The organism is Citrobacter sp. Cpo148, assembly GCF_030332375.1.
In the GTDB taxonomy this organism is placed as follows: Bacteria; Pseudomonadota; Gammaproteobacteria; order Enterobacterales; family Enterobacteriaceae; genus Citrobacter; species Citrobacter portucalensis.
Genome location: NZ_JAOWHY010000042.1, coordinates 74,698 through 92,215 on the forward strand (window position 1 = coordinate 74,698; position 17,518 = coordinate 92,215).

General features: G+C 49.0%; 15 protein-coding genes. 8 read left to right on the forward strand and 7 right to left on the reverse strand.

Translation table 11 applies throughout. The features are described from left to right. Positions 1 to 192: 192 nt before the first annotated feature. Positions 193 to 756: a DJ-1/PfpI family protein gene (locus tag OGY10_RS07040; protein WP_079935105.1), complete on the forward strand. Its 564-nt coding sequence runs from the start codon at positions 193 to 195 to the stop codon at positions 754 to 756. Positions 757 to 813: 57 nt separating this feature from the next. On the opposite strand, the gene OGY10_RS07045 is transcribed toward OGY10_RS07040, so the two are convergent. Beyond that, positions 814 to 1,560, reverse strand: a complete 747-nt coding sequence (locus OGY10_RS07045) for an SAM-dependent methyltransferase (RefSeq protein ID WP_079935106.1) — start codon at positions 1,558 to 1,560, stop codon at positions 814 to 816. 10 nt (positions 1,561 to 1,570) lie between these two features. After that, positions 1,571 to 1,828 (reverse strand): YjhX family toxin, encoded by a 258-nt coding sequence (locus tag OGY10_RS07050; protein WP_008783846.1) that lies wholly within the window; start codon positions 1,826 to 1,828, stop codon positions 1,571 to 1,573. Between the two features lie 1,320 nt (positions 1,829 to 3,148). Between OGY10_RS07050 and pepT the strand changes: the two genes are divergently transcribed. From pepT to OGY10_RS07070, 4 genes are all read left to right on the forward strand, one after another. Next, positions 3,149 to 4,405, forward strand: coding sequence for a peptidase T (gene pepT / locus OGY10_RS07055; protein WP_286576554.1), 1,257 nt, complete (start codon positions 3,149 to 3,151; stop codon positions 4,403 to 4,405). Then, entirely contained in the window at positions 4,402 to 5,763 is a 1,362-nt protein-coding gene (gene dcuC, locus OGY10_RS07060; RefSeq protein ID WP_003830889.1) for a C4-dicarboxylate transporter DcuC, read from the forward strand. The genes pepT and dcuC overlap by 4 nt, the downstream gene beginning before the upstream one ends. A gap of 322 nt (positions 5,764 to 6,085) precedes the next feature. Further along, the gene (locus OGY10_RS07065; protein WP_048226383.1) at positions 6,086 to 6,715 is read left to right on the forward strand and encodes a DUF2913 family protein; all 630 of its coding nucleotides are present in this window, start codon (positions 6,086 to 6,088) and stop codon (positions 6,713 to 6,715) included. Between the two features lie 98 nt (positions 6,716 to 6,813). Next, a complete protein-coding gene (locus OGY10_RS07070; RefSeq protein ID WP_020996594.1) occupies positions 6,814 to 7,050 on the forward strand; it encodes a hypothetical protein in 237 nt (78 codons plus the stop codon). Positions 7,051 to 7,151: 101 nt separating this feature from the next. Here OGY10_RS07070 and OGY10_RS07075 read toward each other — a convergent pair whose 3' ends face one another. Continuing rightward, the gene (locus OGY10_RS07075; RefSeq protein ID WP_286576556.1) at positions 7,152 to 7,781 is read right to left on the reverse strand and encodes a LysE family translocator; all 630 of its coding nucleotides are present in this window, start codon (positions 7,779 to 7,781) and stop codon (positions 7,152 to 7,154) included. Between the two features lie 109 nt (positions 7,782 to 7,890). On the opposite strand from OGY10_RS07075, the gene OGY10_RS07080 reads away from it, so the two are divergent. From OGY10_RS07080 to foxA, 3 genes are all read left to right on the forward strand, one after another. Further along, positions 7,891 to 8,796, forward strand: a complete 906-nt coding sequence (locus OGY10_RS07080; protein WP_048236016.1) for a LysR substrate-binding domain-containing protein — start codon at positions 7,891 to 7,893, stop codon at positions 8,794 to 8,796. 124 nt (positions 8,797 to 8,920) lie between these two features. Continuing rightward, on the forward strand, positions 8,921 to 9,904 hold the full coding sequence (locus OGY10_RS07085) for a helix-turn-helix transcriptional regulator (RefSeq protein WP_008783852.1): 984 nt from the start codon (positions 8,921 to 8,923) through the stop codon (positions 9,902 to 9,904). 121 nt (positions 9,905 to 10,025) lie between these two features. Continuing rightward, on the forward strand, positions 10,026 to 12,134 hold the full coding sequence (gene foxA / locus OGY10_RS07090) for a ferrioxamine B receptor FoxA (RefSeq protein ID WP_286576558.1): 2,109 nt from the start codon (positions 10,026 to 10,028) through the stop codon (positions 12,132 to 12,134). Between the two features lie 908 nt (positions 12,135 to 13,042). Here the strand turns inward: foxA and OGY10_RS07095 are convergent. From OGY10_RS07095 to OGY10_RS07110, 4 genes are all read right to left on the reverse strand, one after another. Then, positions 13,043 to 13,552 carry a hypothetical protein gene (locus tag OGY10_RS07095; RefSeq protein ID WP_239497872.1) on the reverse strand — a complete coding sequence of 170 codons (510 nt, stop codon included), beginning with the start codon at positions 13,550 to 13,552 and terminating at the stop codon, positions 13,043 to 13,045. A gap of 183 nt (positions 13,553 to 13,735) precedes the next feature. Then, positions 13,736 to 14,830 carry a 4Fe-4S binding protein gene (locus OGY10_RS07100; RefSeq protein ID WP_008783855.1) on the reverse strand — a complete coding sequence of 365 codons (1,095 nt, stop codon included), beginning with the start codon at positions 14,828 to 14,830 and terminating at the stop codon, positions 13,736 to 13,738. Positions 14,831 to 15,050: 220 nt separating this feature from the next. Next, positions 15,051 to 16,439 carry a diguanylate cyclase gene (locus tag OGY10_RS07105; protein WP_286576561.1) on the reverse strand — a complete coding sequence of 463 codons (1,389 nt, stop codon included), beginning with the start codon at positions 16,437 to 16,439 and terminating at the stop codon, positions 15,051 to 15,053. Between the two features lie 79 nt (positions 16,440 to 16,518). Beyond that, positions 16,519 to 17,151 carry a LysE family transporter gene (locus tag OGY10_RS07110; protein ID WP_008783857.1) on the reverse strand — a complete coding sequence of 211 codons (633 nt, stop codon included), beginning with the start codon at positions 17,149 to 17,151 and terminating at the stop codon, positions 16,519 to 16,521. Positions 17,152 to 17,518: the final 367 nt, after the last annotated feature.

A 17,518-nucleotide genomic window follows, 5' to 3' on the forward strand; every position in this document is an offset into this window, starting at 1 on the left:
TATATATAATTTATATTTATCAGCATGAACATATGTCACGCCGTTGGCTCTGAGCCCTCGTCTGGCGGGCCTTGCCGTGGATTGTGATCTGGCCGATTGTTCTGTTGTATTTATTAATGCCATGAACCGTGTGGACTATAGTAAAGATGGCCGTTATTTGTCATCATTAATAACCGTGAGTGGGGGATGTGAATGAAGAAGATACTGATGCTGGTCGGAGATTATGTCGAAGATTATGAAACGATGGTGCCTTTTCAGGCTTTGCAAATGCTTGGGCATCGTGTGGAGGCCGTCTGTCCGGATAAAAGTCAGGGTGACTACGTTCAAACCGCCATTCACGATTTTGATGGGGCGCAGACATACAGTGAAAAGCCGGGGCATCGTTTTACGTTAAATGCTAATTTTGCCGAGGCGCGGGCCGCCGATTACGACGCACTGTTGATCCCCGGCGGGCGTGCTCCGGAATATCTTCGACTGAATCCAGATGTCATTAAGCTGGTGCAAGATTTCAACACTGCCGGTAAGCCTATCGCCGCAGTTTGTCATGGGCCCCAACTGTTAGCGGCGGCGGGGGTGTTAGAAAACCGGACCTGTAGCGCTTATCCGGCCTGTGCGCCCGAGGTTCGTCTGAGCGGTGGACATTATGCCGATATTGGCATTGATCAGGCCCACGTTGATGGCAATCTGGTGACGGCACCAGCATGGCCCGCGCATCCGCAATGGTTAGCTAAATTTGTTGAAGTATTAATGAAGTAAGCGATGATGCGATGAAAAAAGTCGGTATAACCTGCCAGGCTATACCGACAGGACATATTACCTCTGCATGAGTGCGAACACGCCCCACCCGATATATTCCCGGGTGAATGCAACGTGGCGGACTGGTGAACTTCTCAGTTGCTCTCTGACTTCGGCGGCAAACTCATCGTCCGGATTAGCCTCTAGCCACCGGCGCATCGTCAACCATTTTGCCGCCTCGTATCTGTCCCAACCTTCCTGGTCAGCCAGTACCATTTCAACCACGTCATAACCGAGCAGGTCGAAAGACGAAACGAGTACTGGTAGAGAAAGAAAATCGGCTACTGAAGTTGCGCCGCAAGCCATAGCGATCTCCTCCGTTGCGGGTATCTGACGCCAGTACGGTTCGCCGATGAGCAGGGTCCCGCCTGGTTTGAGACTTTGTTCCAGCTGTTTGATCGTTCCGGCAACGCCGCCGGCAATCCAGGTTGCACCAACGCAGGCGGCAATATCGAATTTTTCTTCGGCGATATAACCTGTTGCATCGGCATGAATAAAACGCACGTGCTCAGTGACGCCCAATTCGCTTGCCCGCAGGGTGGCTTGCTCACTGAATAACTGGCTCATATCGATACCAACTCCGGAAATTCCATGATCGCGTGCCCAGGTGCACAACATCTCGCCCGAGCCGCTGCCGAGATCCAGGATGCGGGTTCCTGGGGGCATCCGTAAAACCTGACCTAACGTCGCATATTTTTGCGCGGTGAACGGATTATGAATGCGATGTGCGCTTTCGCTGATCGTAAAAATCTTCGGGATATCCATCTCTCTCTCCTTAGCGATTATCCAGTTGGGCGCGAACGTTGTTCAGCCCGGTGGTATTGATGCGGTAGGGCTGACCATTAACGGATTTGATCAGTTTTTTCGTTCTGAGCTTTTTGAATACGTCGAGCGTGCAGTCGCAGAGCAGTAACCCTTCGCGGCTATAGCATTCGACGGAAATGACGCGACCAGATGCATCTCGGACGTGAGCAATACGGCCACCTTTGGCGAGAACGTGTAAGGTACGTTGTTCCTGACGGGATAAATTCATACTGGAAAACCTGTTTAATCATCATGTGCAAAACGTGCAAACACACAGCGGTGTCCGCATTCGATTTCGGCGCATTGATAACCAGTCCGGCCTGAAAAGGTCGGTAAGCTGATTATCTGATGATTACATTCTCCAGCATCAAAGCCTCGGGTTGAGTTGATAGGTATTTACCTGCTGAATCATACCAGCCTGGGCGAGTAGGGGAATCGTTCTGTCGGGAAAATGTGATCTATGACGAAAAATTGCGTTTAGCTTATTTTATAATTTTTTAACTCTCGTTAGCTGAGCAGTGTATGGATATATTAAATTTATTGAATATTCAGACATCGTCAGTAGCGGTATTGGCCGTAATGATGCGTTGTTAGCCCCACTTGCGTCATACTATAGATTAGTGATATTTAATTTTTCCCTATCCTAATTTTGTTTTATTTGATAAACATGTCTTTATTATAAAAAGGATTTTTAATGGTGTTTTCTTTTAATTCTTTTTAGGAATTTTCTTAACGTCGTGAAGTGTGTATACTCAATCCAGCAAGAAGCTCTTCTGTTATCATCAAAACTATAAAAATGTCCTTAACACCCGTATTACCTCTGCCCTGAATCTCTTCTCAGGGGAGAGGTTTTTTTTGCCTGTGTATAATTTTGATAATCGTCATATATAGATAATTTAATATTATTGTTCTTGTTGTTTTGCATTAGTGATGACGACAGGTTTTGTTCTGTGAACCATACGGTAATGTTGAAATAGTATCGCTATGAATCTATTTCATGGTGAATAGTGTGATTTCATCTTTATTTATAGGGGTATTATATAGTTTTTCTTATAACTATCTGTTTTTAAGCGTTATGTTAATTTTCGCTTTTGAAGTAATTGTGATTTTGTTCACGGATTTTAGTGCGTTAAGTGGCTATTTGTAGAGAGGTGCAAACGGTTGCATGTTGCTGTTACAGCATTTGTTCATTAAAAAAATATAGCGATGGTATGTCTTGTGTCGGTATCGGGGGCAAGAATCTAAATGATTTTTATTATCCCTTAGACATACGAATTCAGTTTATGACTTCTGTTAGCTTAACACCATGGAAAATGTAGTAAAAACAGACAGGGAATATGATTTTATCAATCAAAAGGAGTTTTTAATCACTGGTATAATTACTGGCCTTTTTTATCTTCCTTTATATAAATCGTTGTCGTAACACTCATAAAATCAGCGTTCTGGGATGAGCGCTGATTTTATTTTGTTCTCAGATTATTCAACCCACGCTGTATGCAGGTCTTCTCTTGCAGTACCTCGTAAATGATACATTAAAGGATCTCCTGGAATGGATATTGTTGAACGCTTTATTAACTACACGAAAATCAATACCACGACCTCAAGGGAAAATGGTGCTAATGGGATAATGCCTTCTTCACCTGGTCAAATGGAACTGGCAAAACTACTTGCAGTAGAACTTGAAGCATTAGGAATGGAAAACATTGAGGTCAGGGATACTGCTATTGTGACCGCGACCTTACCTGGAAATACCGATGACACCATCCCTGTCGTTTCCTTTTTTGGTCATCTGGATACCAGCGCAGAACAGACCGCGGACACAAATGCGCAACGTCTTCACTACAGCGGTGGGGATTTGTGTCTGAACCAGGAGCTGAATATTTATCTGCGTGAAAGTGAATTCCCGGAACTGAAAAATTATATCGGTGATGACCTGCTGGTGACGGATGGTACCAGTCTGCTAGGGGCTGATGATAAAGCCGCCATCGCCGCGATTATGAATGCCCTAGAGTACCTTGTAGCGCATCCGGAGATTAAGCATGGGCCGGTGAAGGTCGGTTTTGTTCCTGATGAAGAGCAGGGATTACGGGGAGCAAAAGCGTTTGATGTTGCGGCGTTTGGCGCTGATTTTGGCTATACCCTGGACTGCTGCGGCATTGGAGAGTTTGTCTATGAGAACTGGAACGCGGGTGATGCGGAAATCATCTTTACCGGCCAGTCCGCGCACCCTATGTCGGCCAAAGGTAAGCTGAAGAACTCTCTGCTGATGGCGCATAAGTTTATTGCGATGCTGCCCGGTGGAGAGGCGCCTGAGTATACGGAAGGGCGCGAAGGGTATTACTGGGTAAAACAGCTTCAGGGTAACAGCGCCCGTACGGTACTTAAGCTGGATATCCGGGATTTTACCGAAGAAGGGTATAAGGCGCGTATGGCATATATCCGCCAGCTTGCCGTCAGCACCTGCGCGCTGTGGGGAGAAAACAGCGTGGTCTGTCATTTAACCGATCGCTATGCCAATGTGTTCAATAGCTTGCAGGGCGATGCACACTACCCGATTGATATTGCGTTTCGCGCGTATCAGAAGTGTGGCATTACCCCGCAACCTGTCGCCATGCGTGGTGGGTATGATGGCGCAGTGCTATCGCAGAAAGGACTGCCTTGCCCGAATATTTTTACCGGTGCTCATAACTTTCATTCAATTTATGAATATCTACCGGTGCGTTCACTGCGAGCCGCCAGCGATGTGGTGGTAGCGGTCATTGAGGAAACCTTTGCTGAGTTCGCGCAGAGGAGAACTCAGTCATGATTCAGGTGTTAATTGCCCTACTGGTTATCGTGGTGGTCGCGCGTCTGATACTGAAAGGTTATCGCGCTGAACCCGTGCTGTTCATTGCGGGCCTGGTGTTGATGATTTGTACGGCGTTAACCGGATGGGGTTCTGTATTACCGAAGGGCGTTGCCAGTACGGGGATTTCATTTCTCGATCCTTTCGAGGTGATGCGCGATCTCTTTAGTACGCGTGCTGCCGATCTCGGCCTGATGATTATGGCGCTCATGGGATTTGCGCATTACATGGATCATATCGGGGCAAATGAAGCGGTTGTGCGGGTCGTGACGAAGCCTTTGCGCGCGCTGCGTTCGCCCTATGTGCTTCTATTTTTCTCCTATCTGCTCGCCAGCCTCCTGCAGTTGGCCATCCCATCCGCTACCGGGCTTGCCGTGTTGCTGATGGGGACGATGTTCCCCATTATGCTGGGGTTAGGGCTTTCTGCGGCCTCGGCTGCTGGGGTTATTGCCACCTCGCTTGGTGTGGCGTATACCCCGACGGCCATCGATGCTATCAGGGGATCTAAAGCGGTCAATATGGATGTGGTGGAATACGTTGTTTACCACCAGGGACCCGCAGCGCTGGCAACCGTGCTGGTCGTCGGCGTCTGCCATTTCTTCTGGCAGCGGCATTGCGACCGTAAAGCGGGGACGCTTCCACGGGAAATCGGTAGCGCTGAGGTGACTGATTCAGGAAAAGCCCCGGCTTTTTATGCGCTGCTCCCGATGCTTCCGATATTGATGGCGGTGGGATCATCGGAAATGTTCGTCAGTGGTATTAACCTGAATATTATCACCATTGTGCTCATTTCAATGGCTGTCTGCATGTTGATTGAGTGGCTACGGGTGCGTGATTTAAAGTCAGTATGCGAAGGATTCAGCCATTTCCTTAAAGGCATGGGCACCGCCTTTACCGGGGTGGTTGGGCTACTGGTTGCGGCAGGTGTTTTTGCTCACGGGATTAAAGTTATTGGTGCCATTGATCAATTAATCCTGATGGCGGAGCACGTGGGATTACCTCCATTTGCTATGGCGGTGGTGTTTGCGCTGGTGACGCTGGCGGCAGCAATTATTATGGGATCGGGTAATGCGCCATTCCTTGCTTTCGTTGAGCTGATCCCGCAAATCGCGGCAAGTATGGGCGCTAACGCTGTTGCCATGATCCTGCCGATGCAACAGGCATCACATATGGGGCGGGCAATTTCACCGGTTTCCGGCGTGGTGATTGCCGTTTCCAGTGGGGCGAAAATAACGCCATTTGATGTGGTTAAACGTACCGCCGTACCGTTGATCGTGGGCTTTGTAACGCATACCCTGATCATCGGTATTTTCTATTAACTTCGTCTGTAATAAGCAAACTTCCGGGTTGCTGAATGCCCGGTAGTTTGCTTTTTCTGTTTACAGGTCTCATCACAAAAGGTGATATTGATTACTGGTGATTATTATTAACCTTTATCTTTATCGCATTATTCTTATTAGTCATTGTTGAGCCACCCCGGATTAATGATTAATAAGTATGATGTATTATATTTGCACGTTTATTACATAGAGATAAGTTAATCTGGATCATATTTTGGCGATTTTAGTTGTAGTAATTTTTTAATAGAGTAATACAAGAATGACGTGGAATAACAATGATGATTTTTTTGGGCAGGTTTAAGTGGTAAGGGATTCTGGAAGAGTTAGTACGTTACGACATCATTATCAGGATGATCTGGAAGCCTTTACCTGGAGTGCGTTAGTCGCAATTGGTATTGCAATAAAGGATCATAAAATCTACTCTAAAATGTCAGAGCATCTATTCATTATGCATTGGCTGGCTATTGCCAAAAAAAGAAAAATATTTTCGAAGAGCATTGTCAGTGAACTTCAGTGGTTAATTGATGAGGGGAAGAAAAAAAGCCTCAATGCACAACTTAAATTTAAAATAGAATATTTGTACGCCACATCGAGTGGTGATGTGACAATGCAAAACGACTATTTTAAATTTACTCACACGATTGAAGTGTTGAGAAATAATGGATGGGAGAGCTTTCTGCTCACTCCGGAGAAGTGGCAAGGCCTTCATGAAAGTATTAAGGTCAGAAAAGGTGACTTTATTTTTATGGATGACACCCGGCTTCAGGAGTGCTTTGGCGTGCAGGGCGAGATAGTCAAACCTTTCTGTATTCGAGTGTACGGCGATATTGAGTTTGCAAAGTTAACGTTCATCAAACATAACCTGCCGGTTGAGTTTGTGAAACATATTTCGAATGAGTTTTATTACTTCAATTTTCTTTCAGTTAAGTAATGCTTAACTGATATGGGGGACAAATTTCTGTTTGTTCAAAGAGTGTATTGATCTACCTGTGAAATTATCGGATTTATACCACGCGCAAAGGACAGCGAATGTTTACTCGAAAGTTAGTGATTACAACTGAATGGATAAGGTTGTCGGATACGCCAGACAATGTGTCCATTTCTTTTCGGGGCGTTCTTGAGATCGGTGAAAGCACGGTTGTACCAGATGGCAACACTCCTTTACTTCGCTTAGAAAATGAAATGGCACCTGTCGCCGTTGATGCGTTGTCATGGGTAAGGGTGCCAGTTGAACGCCAGGAAAATGTTATCGTCTATATTTTCTGAATCCTGGTTTATAAATCCATTAATAATGTTAATGTCGATTTGTTCTTATTTTATTCCTCCCGGTGCAAGATGAGATGTCTGGCTGAACAATTCGTTGGGGATCACATCGCGGGTGAGAGCATTTGTAGCGCGTGTACATTATAAATAATGCCAAACACCGCCACCGCGAGCAGAAACAGGGAGGAGATAAAAACGCTGCGTCTGGCAAACCGCTCTGGCATCCAGCGTTTGAAAACCATGATGTAAAAAGACAGCACCGTAACATCAAAAATAACCCACACCAGCGTTAGCGTCAGAATGCTGGTGGTGAAATCTTGCGTAATGGCAATGAACTGGGGAAAAAACGCTACGAAAAACAAAATGTCCTTTGGGTTAGAGACCCCTGTCAGAAATCCATGGATAAGCCCGCTGTTATCGCGTTTTGGCGCACTCAGTCCGGGGTGTGAGTCCCTGGCCCGCAGGCCGTTAATCGCCATCACACCGATATACAACGATCCCACAAGACCCAGTACGCCAAGCCATATCGCAGAGATTGATACCACGCCAGCTAGCATCAGTGCAGCCAGAGCAATCAATACTAAAGAAGCGCCGTTAGTGCCAATCAGCGTGAGAAAGGCCCGGCGATAGCCGTGCTGCGACGCGGTGGTGGTAATCAGCGCCACGACAGGACCCGGAGTTAACAGCAGGGTTACTACGCTGAGGCTATAGGCAGCCAGTAAAGTGAAATTCATACCTGATTATCCTGATGATATTTTCCATCAGTATTCCGCCTGCGTGGCGCATTGAAAAACGAATAAAACTGCGCTCTACTGTGAGTAAAACTCAACATAGAAGCTGAGAATGACGCTACCTCCGTTGTATGCCCTGAGGGCTTTTGAAGCCGCAGCCCGTCTGGGATCGTTCAGTAAAGCCGCTATTCAACTTAACGTGACGCCGGGCGCGGTAAGCCGTCATATTCGCACGCTGGAGGCATGGTTTGGTTGCGAGCTATTTGTCCGCAGCGGCCCGCGTATCGAGATAACGCCTTCTGGCCAAGGGCTGGCGCAGCAGTTGACGGCTGGGTTTCAGAGTCTGGAACACGCGTGTCATGCCTTTCGCAGCAGCAGTCATGAGCTACGGCTGAAAGCGCCGTCTACGTTGACGATGCGCTGGCTTCTGGACGTGCTGCGTCATTTCCGTGAAGCGCATCCGACCCCGGTTGTCGAAATTTCCAGCGTCTGGATGGATACCGATTCGGTATCCTTCGGTCGTGAACCGTATGACTGTGCGATCCTGTTAGGGAATGGCCATTTTGGTGACGATACTGACAGCCGGTTGCTGTTTCAGGAGTGGCTTATCCCGGTGTGCTCACCCGCACTGCTGGTGCAGGCGCAGCGCGATCTTTCTGCCTGTGAACTGATTCATCCCTCAGCGGATCGCCGTGACTGGCGTCGGTGGCTGCAACGCACCGGGAAGTTTCCGGCGTTGAATCTTGCGCGAGGCAAAGTGTTCGACACCCTGGAGCAGGGCAGTCTTGCCGCGATGAGCGGTCATGGCGTGTCCGTTGCCGACCTGCTGTTAAGCCTGGCGGCCATTCAGGCAGGGATGTTGGCGTTACCGTTTAAAGATGCGGTAGCGACTGGCGAGGGCTATTACCTTGTCTGGCCAAAGACTTCAACACGGCTTAGAAATATTGAGCTGCTGTATCGCTGGTTAAAAGAGGCTGCGCCGTGTGTCTCCTCGGCAGATCTAAACTGGCTGGATTAAGCTGTTTATTCTGCTAATCACCCATATTGATAATGGTTCTCATTATTATTGTCGTATTGCGCAGGTAATGGTAATGTTGCTTCAGTTATAAACCGTTAATCCCATTTTCTGTGCAGAAGACAGCATGAACAATACCACCGCCCTGAATGCCTCCGGACGCGTCGCTCGCACTTTCTCCGTCAGCGAGTTTATGGATTTTGGTGAGCGCTACGGGATCGATTACCGCTTTCCCCAGTTGGCACAAAGGCCGGATTTACCGTCTGGCAGCCCTGTTCTGCAAGGTGAAATTGAGGAGATGACTCTCCCATGTGGGATGTGCGTGACGCACTCCGACGTACAGGTATTGCAACCCTACGAAACCACCTCTCGTCACGACAGCCCTTTGTATATGCTGGTGGTACTGGAAGGCTGCGTGATCCTGACGCTTAACGGACAGGAGCATGTGGTGCGCTCCGGCATGGCGTTTAGCTCACGCCTGAGTGAGCACCAGACGATGCGTGCCCGTCATCATGCTGATTGTAAACTGCGGACATTATCGCTCGGTTTGTATCCCGACGGCGCGTGTCGCACGGGGTTGCTCGAATCGTTAATGCGTGAGTGGGAAAGATGCCAGACGCCGACGCTTATCTGGCAGGTGCCGGGGTTTTTACTCAGCGGACTACAGTACGCGCAGCAGAGTACGATTAGCCATATTTCTCGTCAGCTGATGCTGGAAGGGCTGATATTACAACTGTTTGGTCATGGCCTCAGCGTGTGTCAGGTCGAGAGCGGTAAACGTCTTGCGGCGAGCGGTGAGCAGCAGCGGCTGGAGGTCGTTCGCCGACTGCTGGAGCAGAGTCCCGAAAAAGACTACACCCTTAATGAACTGGCCCAACGCGCAGCGATGAGTCCCAGTAGCCTGCGCAGTAAGTTTCGCGCAGCCTATGGCTGTTCGGTATTCGACTACCTGCGCGATTGCCGTCTGGAACGTGCGCGCGGCTATCTACTGGAAGGATATAGCGTACAACAGGCGGCCTGGATGTCGGGTTATCAGCACGCCACTAACTTTTCTACTGCTTTTCGTCGCCGTTACGGCTTTTCGCCCGGCGATTTGCTCAAACTTTGCTAATCCATATTTGCGTTTTACGCACGTGATTTCCTGACAATTTGGCACTGCGCATAGGCAACCTGGCATCCGGCATAGCTATCTCCGTCAGCAAAAAGGTAATAATTCTCACTTACAATTAGACATGCCTTTGGAGATATTCATGTTCGCGAAGACTCGCTTGGCGCTGCTGGTGGGATGGGTTACCGGCAGCGTGGCTTTTCCTCTGCTGGCGCAGGAAACAACAAAAAACGATACGGTGGTTGTCACCTCGCAGATACAGAGCGGGGCCACGAAGCTTGCCACGCCGGATATTGAAACACCGCAGTCGGTATCGATCGTAACCCGTGAACAGTTTGAAGAGCAGGGCGCAACCAGCGTGCGCCAGGCCGTCAGCTATACGCCGGGGGTGTACAGCAATCAGATTGGCGCTTCCAACCGCTTTGACTACATCGTGCTGCGTGGCTTTTCTGACGGTAGCCTGGATAACGTCTATCTCGATGGTCTGAAGATGATGGGCGACACCAACTCACACAGCTCGCTGGTGGTCGATCCGTGGTTCCTCGAAGATATCGAAGTCGTACGTGGCCCGGCTTCCGTACTGTATGGCCGTTCCTCCCCGGGTGGCATTGTGGCGCTGACCTCACGTAAGCCGTCGTTTGATGCGGGTGGTGAGGTGAAGCTGTTTGCCGGCAACAATAACCAGCGCGGCGCGGCGTTTGACGTCACCGGGGCACTGGATGATAACGATCGCGTGGCGGCGCGACTGAGCGGGATGACGCGTTACGCGGACTCGCAGTTTGGTCCATTGAAGGAAGAGCGTTACGCGCTGATGCCCAGCCTGACCTGGCGTATCACCGACCAGACGCGTCTGGATCTGATGGCCTATCTGCACCGTGACCCGGAAGGCGGTAGCCACTCCGGTCTGCCGTATGACGGCACCGTGGTTCCGCATTACGGGCAAAAGATCTCCAACACCTTTTACGAAGGCGAGGATGATTACGACAAATACGATCGCCGTGAAAACATGGTGGGCTACAACATTGAGCATATGTTTGATAGCGGTTGGTCGGTGCGGCAAAAGCTGCGCTATCTGCATACCGACGTTGAGCTGAATCAGGTGTATGCGGCGGGCTGGCTGAATGAAACCGAGCTTAATCGCGGTTACTCCGGCTCCGATGAAAAAATGTCGGCGATTACGCTGGATAACCAGCTTGACGGCAGCTTTGATACCTGGCAGGTAAACCACCGTCTGCTGGTGGGGATCGACTATCAGGATCGCAGCAACAATACTACCGGTTACTACGGCGCTTTCCCGCCGATTGACGCTTTTAATCCAGTGTACGGCGCGAAGCCTGATTACATCGACATGTATGCGCGTGAGAAACACAAGCTGCGCCAGACGGGTTACTATTTGCAGGATCAGATGTCATGGGAGCGCTGGCGTATTACGCTCGGTGGTCGCTACGATCAGGTCAGCGTTTCTAACATTGATAAGATCAATGATACTCGCAGCGATCTGGATAAAAACAACTTCAGTACCCGTGCCGCGCTGCTCTATTTATTCGATAACGGCTTTGCGCCGTACGTGAGTTATTCCACTGCCTTTACGCCAACCAGTTTTGCCGATGAGAACGGCAATCTGCTGGATCCGATGAAAGGCAAGCAGTGGGAAGCCGGGCTGAAATATGAGCCGGAAGGACTCAACAGCCAGTTCAGCGCATCGGTATTCCGTATCAATCAGACGAATATAGCCACCAAAGAAGAGCCGACCGATCCGTACCGCTCGATTGGGGAAATTGAATCTGAAGGGGTGGAGCTGGAGGCAATTAGCCAACTGACGGATAGCTTCCGTTTGCAGGCGGCGTATACCTATACCGACATTCGCTATAAGAAAAGCAGCCCGGAAGAGCAGGGCAAGCGAGCAGTGTACGCCCCGCGTAACCAGGCCAGTACCTGGCTGAGCTACGATGTGAAAAGCGGTCCGCTGGACGGCCTGACGTTGGGTTCAGGCGTGCGCTACGTTAACGGTATTACCAGCGATCGCCTGAATACTCACACCCTGCCGTCCTACACACTGGTGGATATGGTGATTGGTTACGACTTAACGAATATCGGCATTAAAGGGTTGAGCGCGCAGTTGAACGTTAACAACCTGACCGACAAGCGCTACGTTGCAGCCTGTAACTCGCTCTCATACTGCTACTTCGGCGCCGAGCGCAGCATTGTCGGCAGTGTGTCCTGGAAATTCTGATGTTTTAGCCGGATGCGGCGCTGGCGCCTTATCCGGCCTACAGCAGCGTGCAAATCGTAGGCCTGATAAGCGCAGCGCATCAGGCTTTGTGATTGCGGCTATTGTGTAAAACCGTTCTGCAGACAAATCTGCGCGCTGGCGCCTTATCCGGCCTACAGCAGCGTGCAAATCGTAGGCCTGATAAGCGCAGCGCATCAGGCATTGTGATTGCGGTTATTTTGTAAAACCGTTCTGCAGACAAATCTGCGCGCTGGCGCCTTATCCGGCCTACAGCAGCGTGCAAATCGTAGGCCGGATAAGCGCAGCGCATCAGGCATTGTGATTGCGGCTATTGTGTAAAACCGTTCTGCAGACAAATCTGCGTGCTGGCGCCTTATCCGGCCTACGGCAGCGTGCAAATCGTAGGCCTGATAAGCGCAGCGCATCAGGCATAGTGGGTTGCGGTCATTGTGTGAAACCGTTCTGCAGACAAATCTGCGCGCTGGCGCCTTATCCGGTCTACGGCAGCGTGTAAATCGTAGGCCTGATAAGCGCAGCGCATCAGGCATAGTGGATTGCGATTATTGTGTAAAACCGTTTTGCAGACAAATCTGCGCGCTGGCGCCTTATCCGGCCTACGGCAGCGTGCAAATCGTAGGCCTGATAAGCGCAGCGCATCAGGCATAGTGGGTTGCGGTCATTGTGTGAAACCGTTCTGCAGACAAATCTGCGCGCTGGCGCCTTATCCGGCCTACGGCAGCGTGCAAATCGTAGGCCTGATAAGCGCAGCGCAACAGGCATAGTAGATTGCGGTTATTGTGTAAAACCGTTCTGCAGACAAATCTGCGCGCTGGCGCCTTATCCGGCCTACGGCAGCGGGTAAATCGTAGGCCTGATAAGCGCAGCGCATCAGGCATAGTGGATTGCGGTTATTGTGTAAAACCGTTCTGCATACAAATCTGCGCGCTGGTTCTCAGCGTAAAGGCGACTTTGTCTGGGTACTGGCTGTAATAGTTATGCTCTTCTTCCAGCCCTTTTGCCTGCGCCAGACGTACCGTTTCCAGCGAGCAGGTACGGTAGATCAGGTCTTTATTCATATTGGTCTGCTTCTCGCGCTGTTTATCTGCGGACAGCGCCAGCCAGCTTTCGGACAGTGAGTAATCGTAGACCACCCGATTTCCTTTCGCCTGCACGTTCTCAATGGTAATAAATTCGTCGATTTTCAGTCTTGGCTGCCCGCGCATTTTTTTCTTATCTTCTGCGGCGGCATATTGGGCCAGCGCATGAATATCCATACTGGCTATTTTCTGTTTATAAGCATCTACATAAGCGGTAGGTTGCTGATAATGCTGAGCGTAAGCGTTTCTTAATTCCCCGTCATTCATCGTACAACCTGCCAGAAACAGAGGTAATAGCAGTGCCAGTTTTATTTTAGTCATGATGTTATCCCGTTCATTATTTTGATCCCAGTCGCCCATAACAAAATAGAAAAATTATTACAGATGATATTTAAGGTTGTATAAACGAGAGCGCGATGGCACAAGTTCAATTGTCTTAAAATGGCAGGACAGGCGGGAAACCCTGCCAGAATTGGCAGGGTTTTGAACATACTGATAAAAAAATTAATGGCCGATCATCTTTGCCTTCGGGATCAGCTGGAAATACATATGATCGGGCACTGGCGTATCCCAGACATTGGCATAAACGGCATAACCAATGGTGGCAAACAGAATGCCAAGCACCAGTAGCGTCATGGCAACACCTGATAGCGTCCTCTGTCGCCATAACGGTTTACCGTTGTCTTGCGCCCCTGGTGGTGTTTGCAGTGAGAAGCTCAGCGTTGAGGCCACCGGGCAGGATTCAACGCAGGTCATGCAGCCAGTGCATTCCACGGTACGCACCTGAATCAGTCTGTCGACCGGGATATGCGACGGGCAGTTTTTCGCGCATTTTCCGCAGTCGATGCAACTGTCTGCGTTACGGCGGATTTTAAACGGCGAGAGCAGCGAGAACAGACCGAGCAGCGCACCATAAGGGCACAGATAGCGGCACCAGGCATTGCGAATAAACAGGCTCAGGACACTGATAACGACAACAAAGATGAGCGTAGCGGAGCCAATATGGCGAAAGAAATCGAGCATCTTCACGTCGATAATCATGCCATAGGCCGACATTAGAAAATACTGAATCCCCTGTGCAGGCATCGACAGGGCGATATACAAAAAGAAACTCAGCAGCAAATACTTCAGACTGAGCAGCGGGATATCCAGCCAGCGCGGCAGCGTGAAGTTGCGACCAAATACTTTTTTCCCCAGATTGCCGAGCAGTTCGGACAGCGTGCCCACCGGGCATAACCACGAACAGAAGGCTTTTTTTAACAACAAACTAATCAGGATAAACGCAACTAACAGCAGCATGGAGGCGGCATGGATAGGCGGAAGAAAACCAGTCTCCAGCGTATAGCGGATATTCATCAAACCCGCGATTGGTAGCCATCCCTCAATACCACCTGGCCTTGGAATATAGACGCTGGTGCCGGCGGTTTCGAAATAGCGGACCCAGTAATAGAACGTTACGCCAATATAAATATTAATAGCCAGCAGGAGAAACTGTGTGGCTTTTCGCCAGCTGCTGGCGTTGCGCCAGTCATTCCACGGCAGTTTGCCTCCGATCGTGCCAGGACGGCGCTGCCAGCGTGTTCTCTTCTTCCCGTTCATGATTTTATACTATCCCTCATATTTCCCCTTCTGCATTCAGAAGGCGTCATCACCGGGATATGCTAGCGCTATTCAGATTTGGTGTATTTGATTTGCATCTTATTACGTGGCTGTTATTTTCATCACGCAAATAGGCCTGAATAAAAATAACAGCTCGGTATTTATCGCCGATCAGATAAATACCCTGAACGGGGTATTTATTTCTCTGTGGCGGAGAAGGTTATTCCTGATAAACCTCAACGCGGTCGCGACCATTACTTTTTGCCTGATAAAGTGCGCGATCGGCTTTATCAACCAGCTGTTTGTAGTCGGGATGATAATCATATTCGGCAATACCGATACTGACGGTAATAGAAAACGTTTCTGTCGCAGAGGCTGCCATGCGCATCCCGGCAATTTTCATACGCAGCGTTTCCAGAATAATACTGGCCTGCGATTCATCTGACTCGACGAGCAGGATCATAAATTCTTCACCACCGTAGCGGAACACGTAATCGCTGCTACGGATATGATCATAAATGACCGCTGCGACATTTTTGAGCGTCAGATCGCCGGTATTATGCCCGAAGTTATCGTTAATTTGCTTGAAGTAGTCGATATCCAGCATCGCCAGGCTAAAAGGCTTACGCGCATGTAACGCTAACGAAATCTCACGCCGCATGATGGTCGGAATAAAGCGGCGATTAAGCAACTGGGTCAGCGAATCTTTACCATTTTCCTGCTTAACCAGCGCCTCAAACATTGAAGCGAGCAGGAAATGGATTTTTGCCGACAGCTGGCGAACATCCTGTAATAAGCTCATTCGCTCGGGTTCTGTCGGCTGATGCTGAGGTGACAGGGTGGTCGTCAGACGGGTGTCGATCTCTGCTATCAGCGATTCCATTTCTTTCAACAGATTGCTGTTGCCGAGAATGTGTTTTCCTTTATGTGAGAACCACATACCAAAATCAGAATTCGCCAGAAATACCATCTCACCGAAAGGCATACCGATGGCGATGTTATAGATAAACTGATTTTCCCAGTCGGTAAATGAGCGAATTTGCCGTTCGCGCTCGACGTTAACGTCATCGTAAATGGTCTGCAGGCGATACTGCTCCTGAGTATGCAGCGAGTTTTGGTGGCTTGGGGAATAGGAGACGGTCATGGCCTCCAGCGCAGTATCCATTGCCAGGCTGCTGAAACAGATAGCATTGCTCAACAGGGAAGACGAGTCGTCAGCTTTGGTTTTCAATACCCGATACAGCTCATCCTTGAGCTTACGCGCGCCGCGGTTTACCAGATCGATGGGCAGACCGATACGGGCATGCACCACGCCAATTTTGCGTTGTTTGGCCAGCAGTTGCGGTAGATCTTCGTGCGCGCTGCCGAGCACGCTGCGTAACCAGTCAAACATACTACCACTGAGGCGGGTACTGACCTGTTCTGTATTAAGGAACAATGCGCTCTGGGCATGGGAGAGCATATAGTCATAAAAAACGGTCACTAAATGGCGGATCTCTTCATCGCTTAACGATGTGAGGAGCGTGTGAACTTCAGGCGATGTTTGTCGTATCAGCGCCTGCCATTCTGTAAGGAGTAATGTGTCGTTTACCGGTTCAACCTGTTCCATCTCACTGCCACTCAACCTGCGATTAAAAATTCAGGCGGTATTACGGACAATTACCTCACGATGGTCAAGTTAAACTCTCTTATCGATGGCTAATACCTTCATAAATAAGTCTTAGCGCGAAAACACCTATTATTGCGCCAATCACCCGGCTGGCAACACGTTGGATACGACCATACGCCCGTCGCACGGCAGGCAAAGAAAATGCCTGGCTGAGAAATATACGCCAGATAACGGAAGACAACACAATGCCTGCCCAGGCCATCAGTCTGGCCCACGTAGGTGTGTCTGCGCTTAAGGTGACCGAGAAGATACTAATAAAAAACAGCACGGTTTGCGGGTTTGATAAATCCGTTAGTAATCCACGGCGGAAAAACACATACCAGGGAGCGGAAAGCGGTTGCTGTAGAGTGGGCATTTGCGGCGTGGCCTGATGGCGGATGCTGTTCCAGGCAAACCACAGCAGATAGGCGCCGCCGACAATCTTAATCAATGAAAATATCTCTTCACACTGGGTGATTAGCGTTGCCATACCAAAAAGCCCAAGGCCGGAGTAAAACGCATCACCCAAGGCAACACCCAGACCGGTCATCACACCTGCGCGTCGTCCGGATGCCAGGCTAGTTTGTACTACCACGAACAGATTTGCGCCGGGGTTAAAAAAGGTTAAAACAAAGAGGCTGATGGTAAGAACGACGGCGTGCAGAGGTTCCATAGACAACATTTCCTATGTTCTATTGTTTAACATTATAATATTTATACTTATTTTATAAAGATGAGATATTGCTCACAAAGAATCAGTGTTGAAATTTTTATGCCGTTATAAAAAAACAAATCACCTATTCCAATAGCCTGAAATAATAAATGCTGTAAATTCAAACGACTGCTTGTTTTTATAAAATATTATTTCAAAATAGTAGACAAAAAATCATGCAACAGCTAAATAATTAGTAAGGGCAATGTTTCTTATTGCCAAATAAAGATTGTTAAATTATGTATGCCTTAATGCTTTGGTATGATTTTATGTTGTTACTAGTAAGTTTATTATTTGATTGAGAGAACACTCAGCATCATCATAATTA

Coding starts and splice junctions, on each gene's coding strand:
- OGY10_RS07045 (WP_079935106.1), bottom strand. CDS start 1,560: ATGGATATCCCGAAGATTTTTACGATCAGCGAAAGCGCACATCGCATT.
- OGY10_RS07085 (WP_008783852.1), top strand. CDS start 8,921: ATGAACAATACCACCGCCCTGAATGCCTCCGGACGCGTCGCTCGCACT.
- OGY10_RS07075 (WP_286576556.1), bottom strand. CDS start 7,781: ATGAATTTCACTTTACTGGCTGCCTATAGCCTCAGCGTAGTAACCCTG.
- OGY10_RS07095 (WP_239497872.1), bottom strand. CDS start 13,552: ATGACTAAAATAAAACTGGCACTGCTATTACCTCTGTTTCTGGCAGGT.
- OGY10_RS07110 (WP_008783857.1), bottom strand. CDS start 17,151: ATGGAACCTCTGCACGCCGTCGTTCTTACCATCAGCCTCTTTGTTTTA.
- pepT (WP_286576554.1), top strand. CDS start 3,149: ATGGATATTGTTGAACGCTTTATTAACTACACGAAAATCAATACCACG.
- OGY10_RS07105 (WP_286576561.1), bottom strand. CDS start 16,439: ATGGAACAGGTTGAACCGGTAAACGACACATTACTCCTTACAGAATGG.
- OGY10_RS07040 (WP_079935105.1), top strand. CDS start 193: ATGAAGAAGATACTGATGCTGGTCGGAGATTATGTCGAAGATTATGAA.
- OGY10_RS07100 (WP_008783855.1), bottom strand. CDS start 14,830: ATGAACGGGAAGAAGAGAACACGCTGGCAGCGCCGTCCTGGCACGATC.
- foxA (WP_286576558.1), top strand. CDS start 10,026: ATGCCTTTGGAGATATTCATGTTCGCGAAGACTCGCTTGGCGCTGCTG.
- OGY10_RS07050 (WP_008783846.1), bottom strand. CDS start 1,828: ATGAATTTATCCCGTCAGGAACAACGTACCTTACACGTTCTCGCCAAA.
- OGY10_RS07070 (WP_020996594.1), top strand. CDS start 6,814: ATGTTTACTCGAAAGTTAGTGATTACAACTGAATGGATAAGGTTGTCG.
- dcuC (WP_003830889.1), top strand. CDS start 4,402: ATGATTCAGGTGTTAATTGCCCTACTGGTTATCGTGGTGGTCGCGCGT.
- OGY10_RS07080 (WP_048236016.1), top strand. CDS start 7,891: ATGACGCTACCTCCGTTGTATGCCCTGAGGGCTTTTGAAGCCGCAGCC.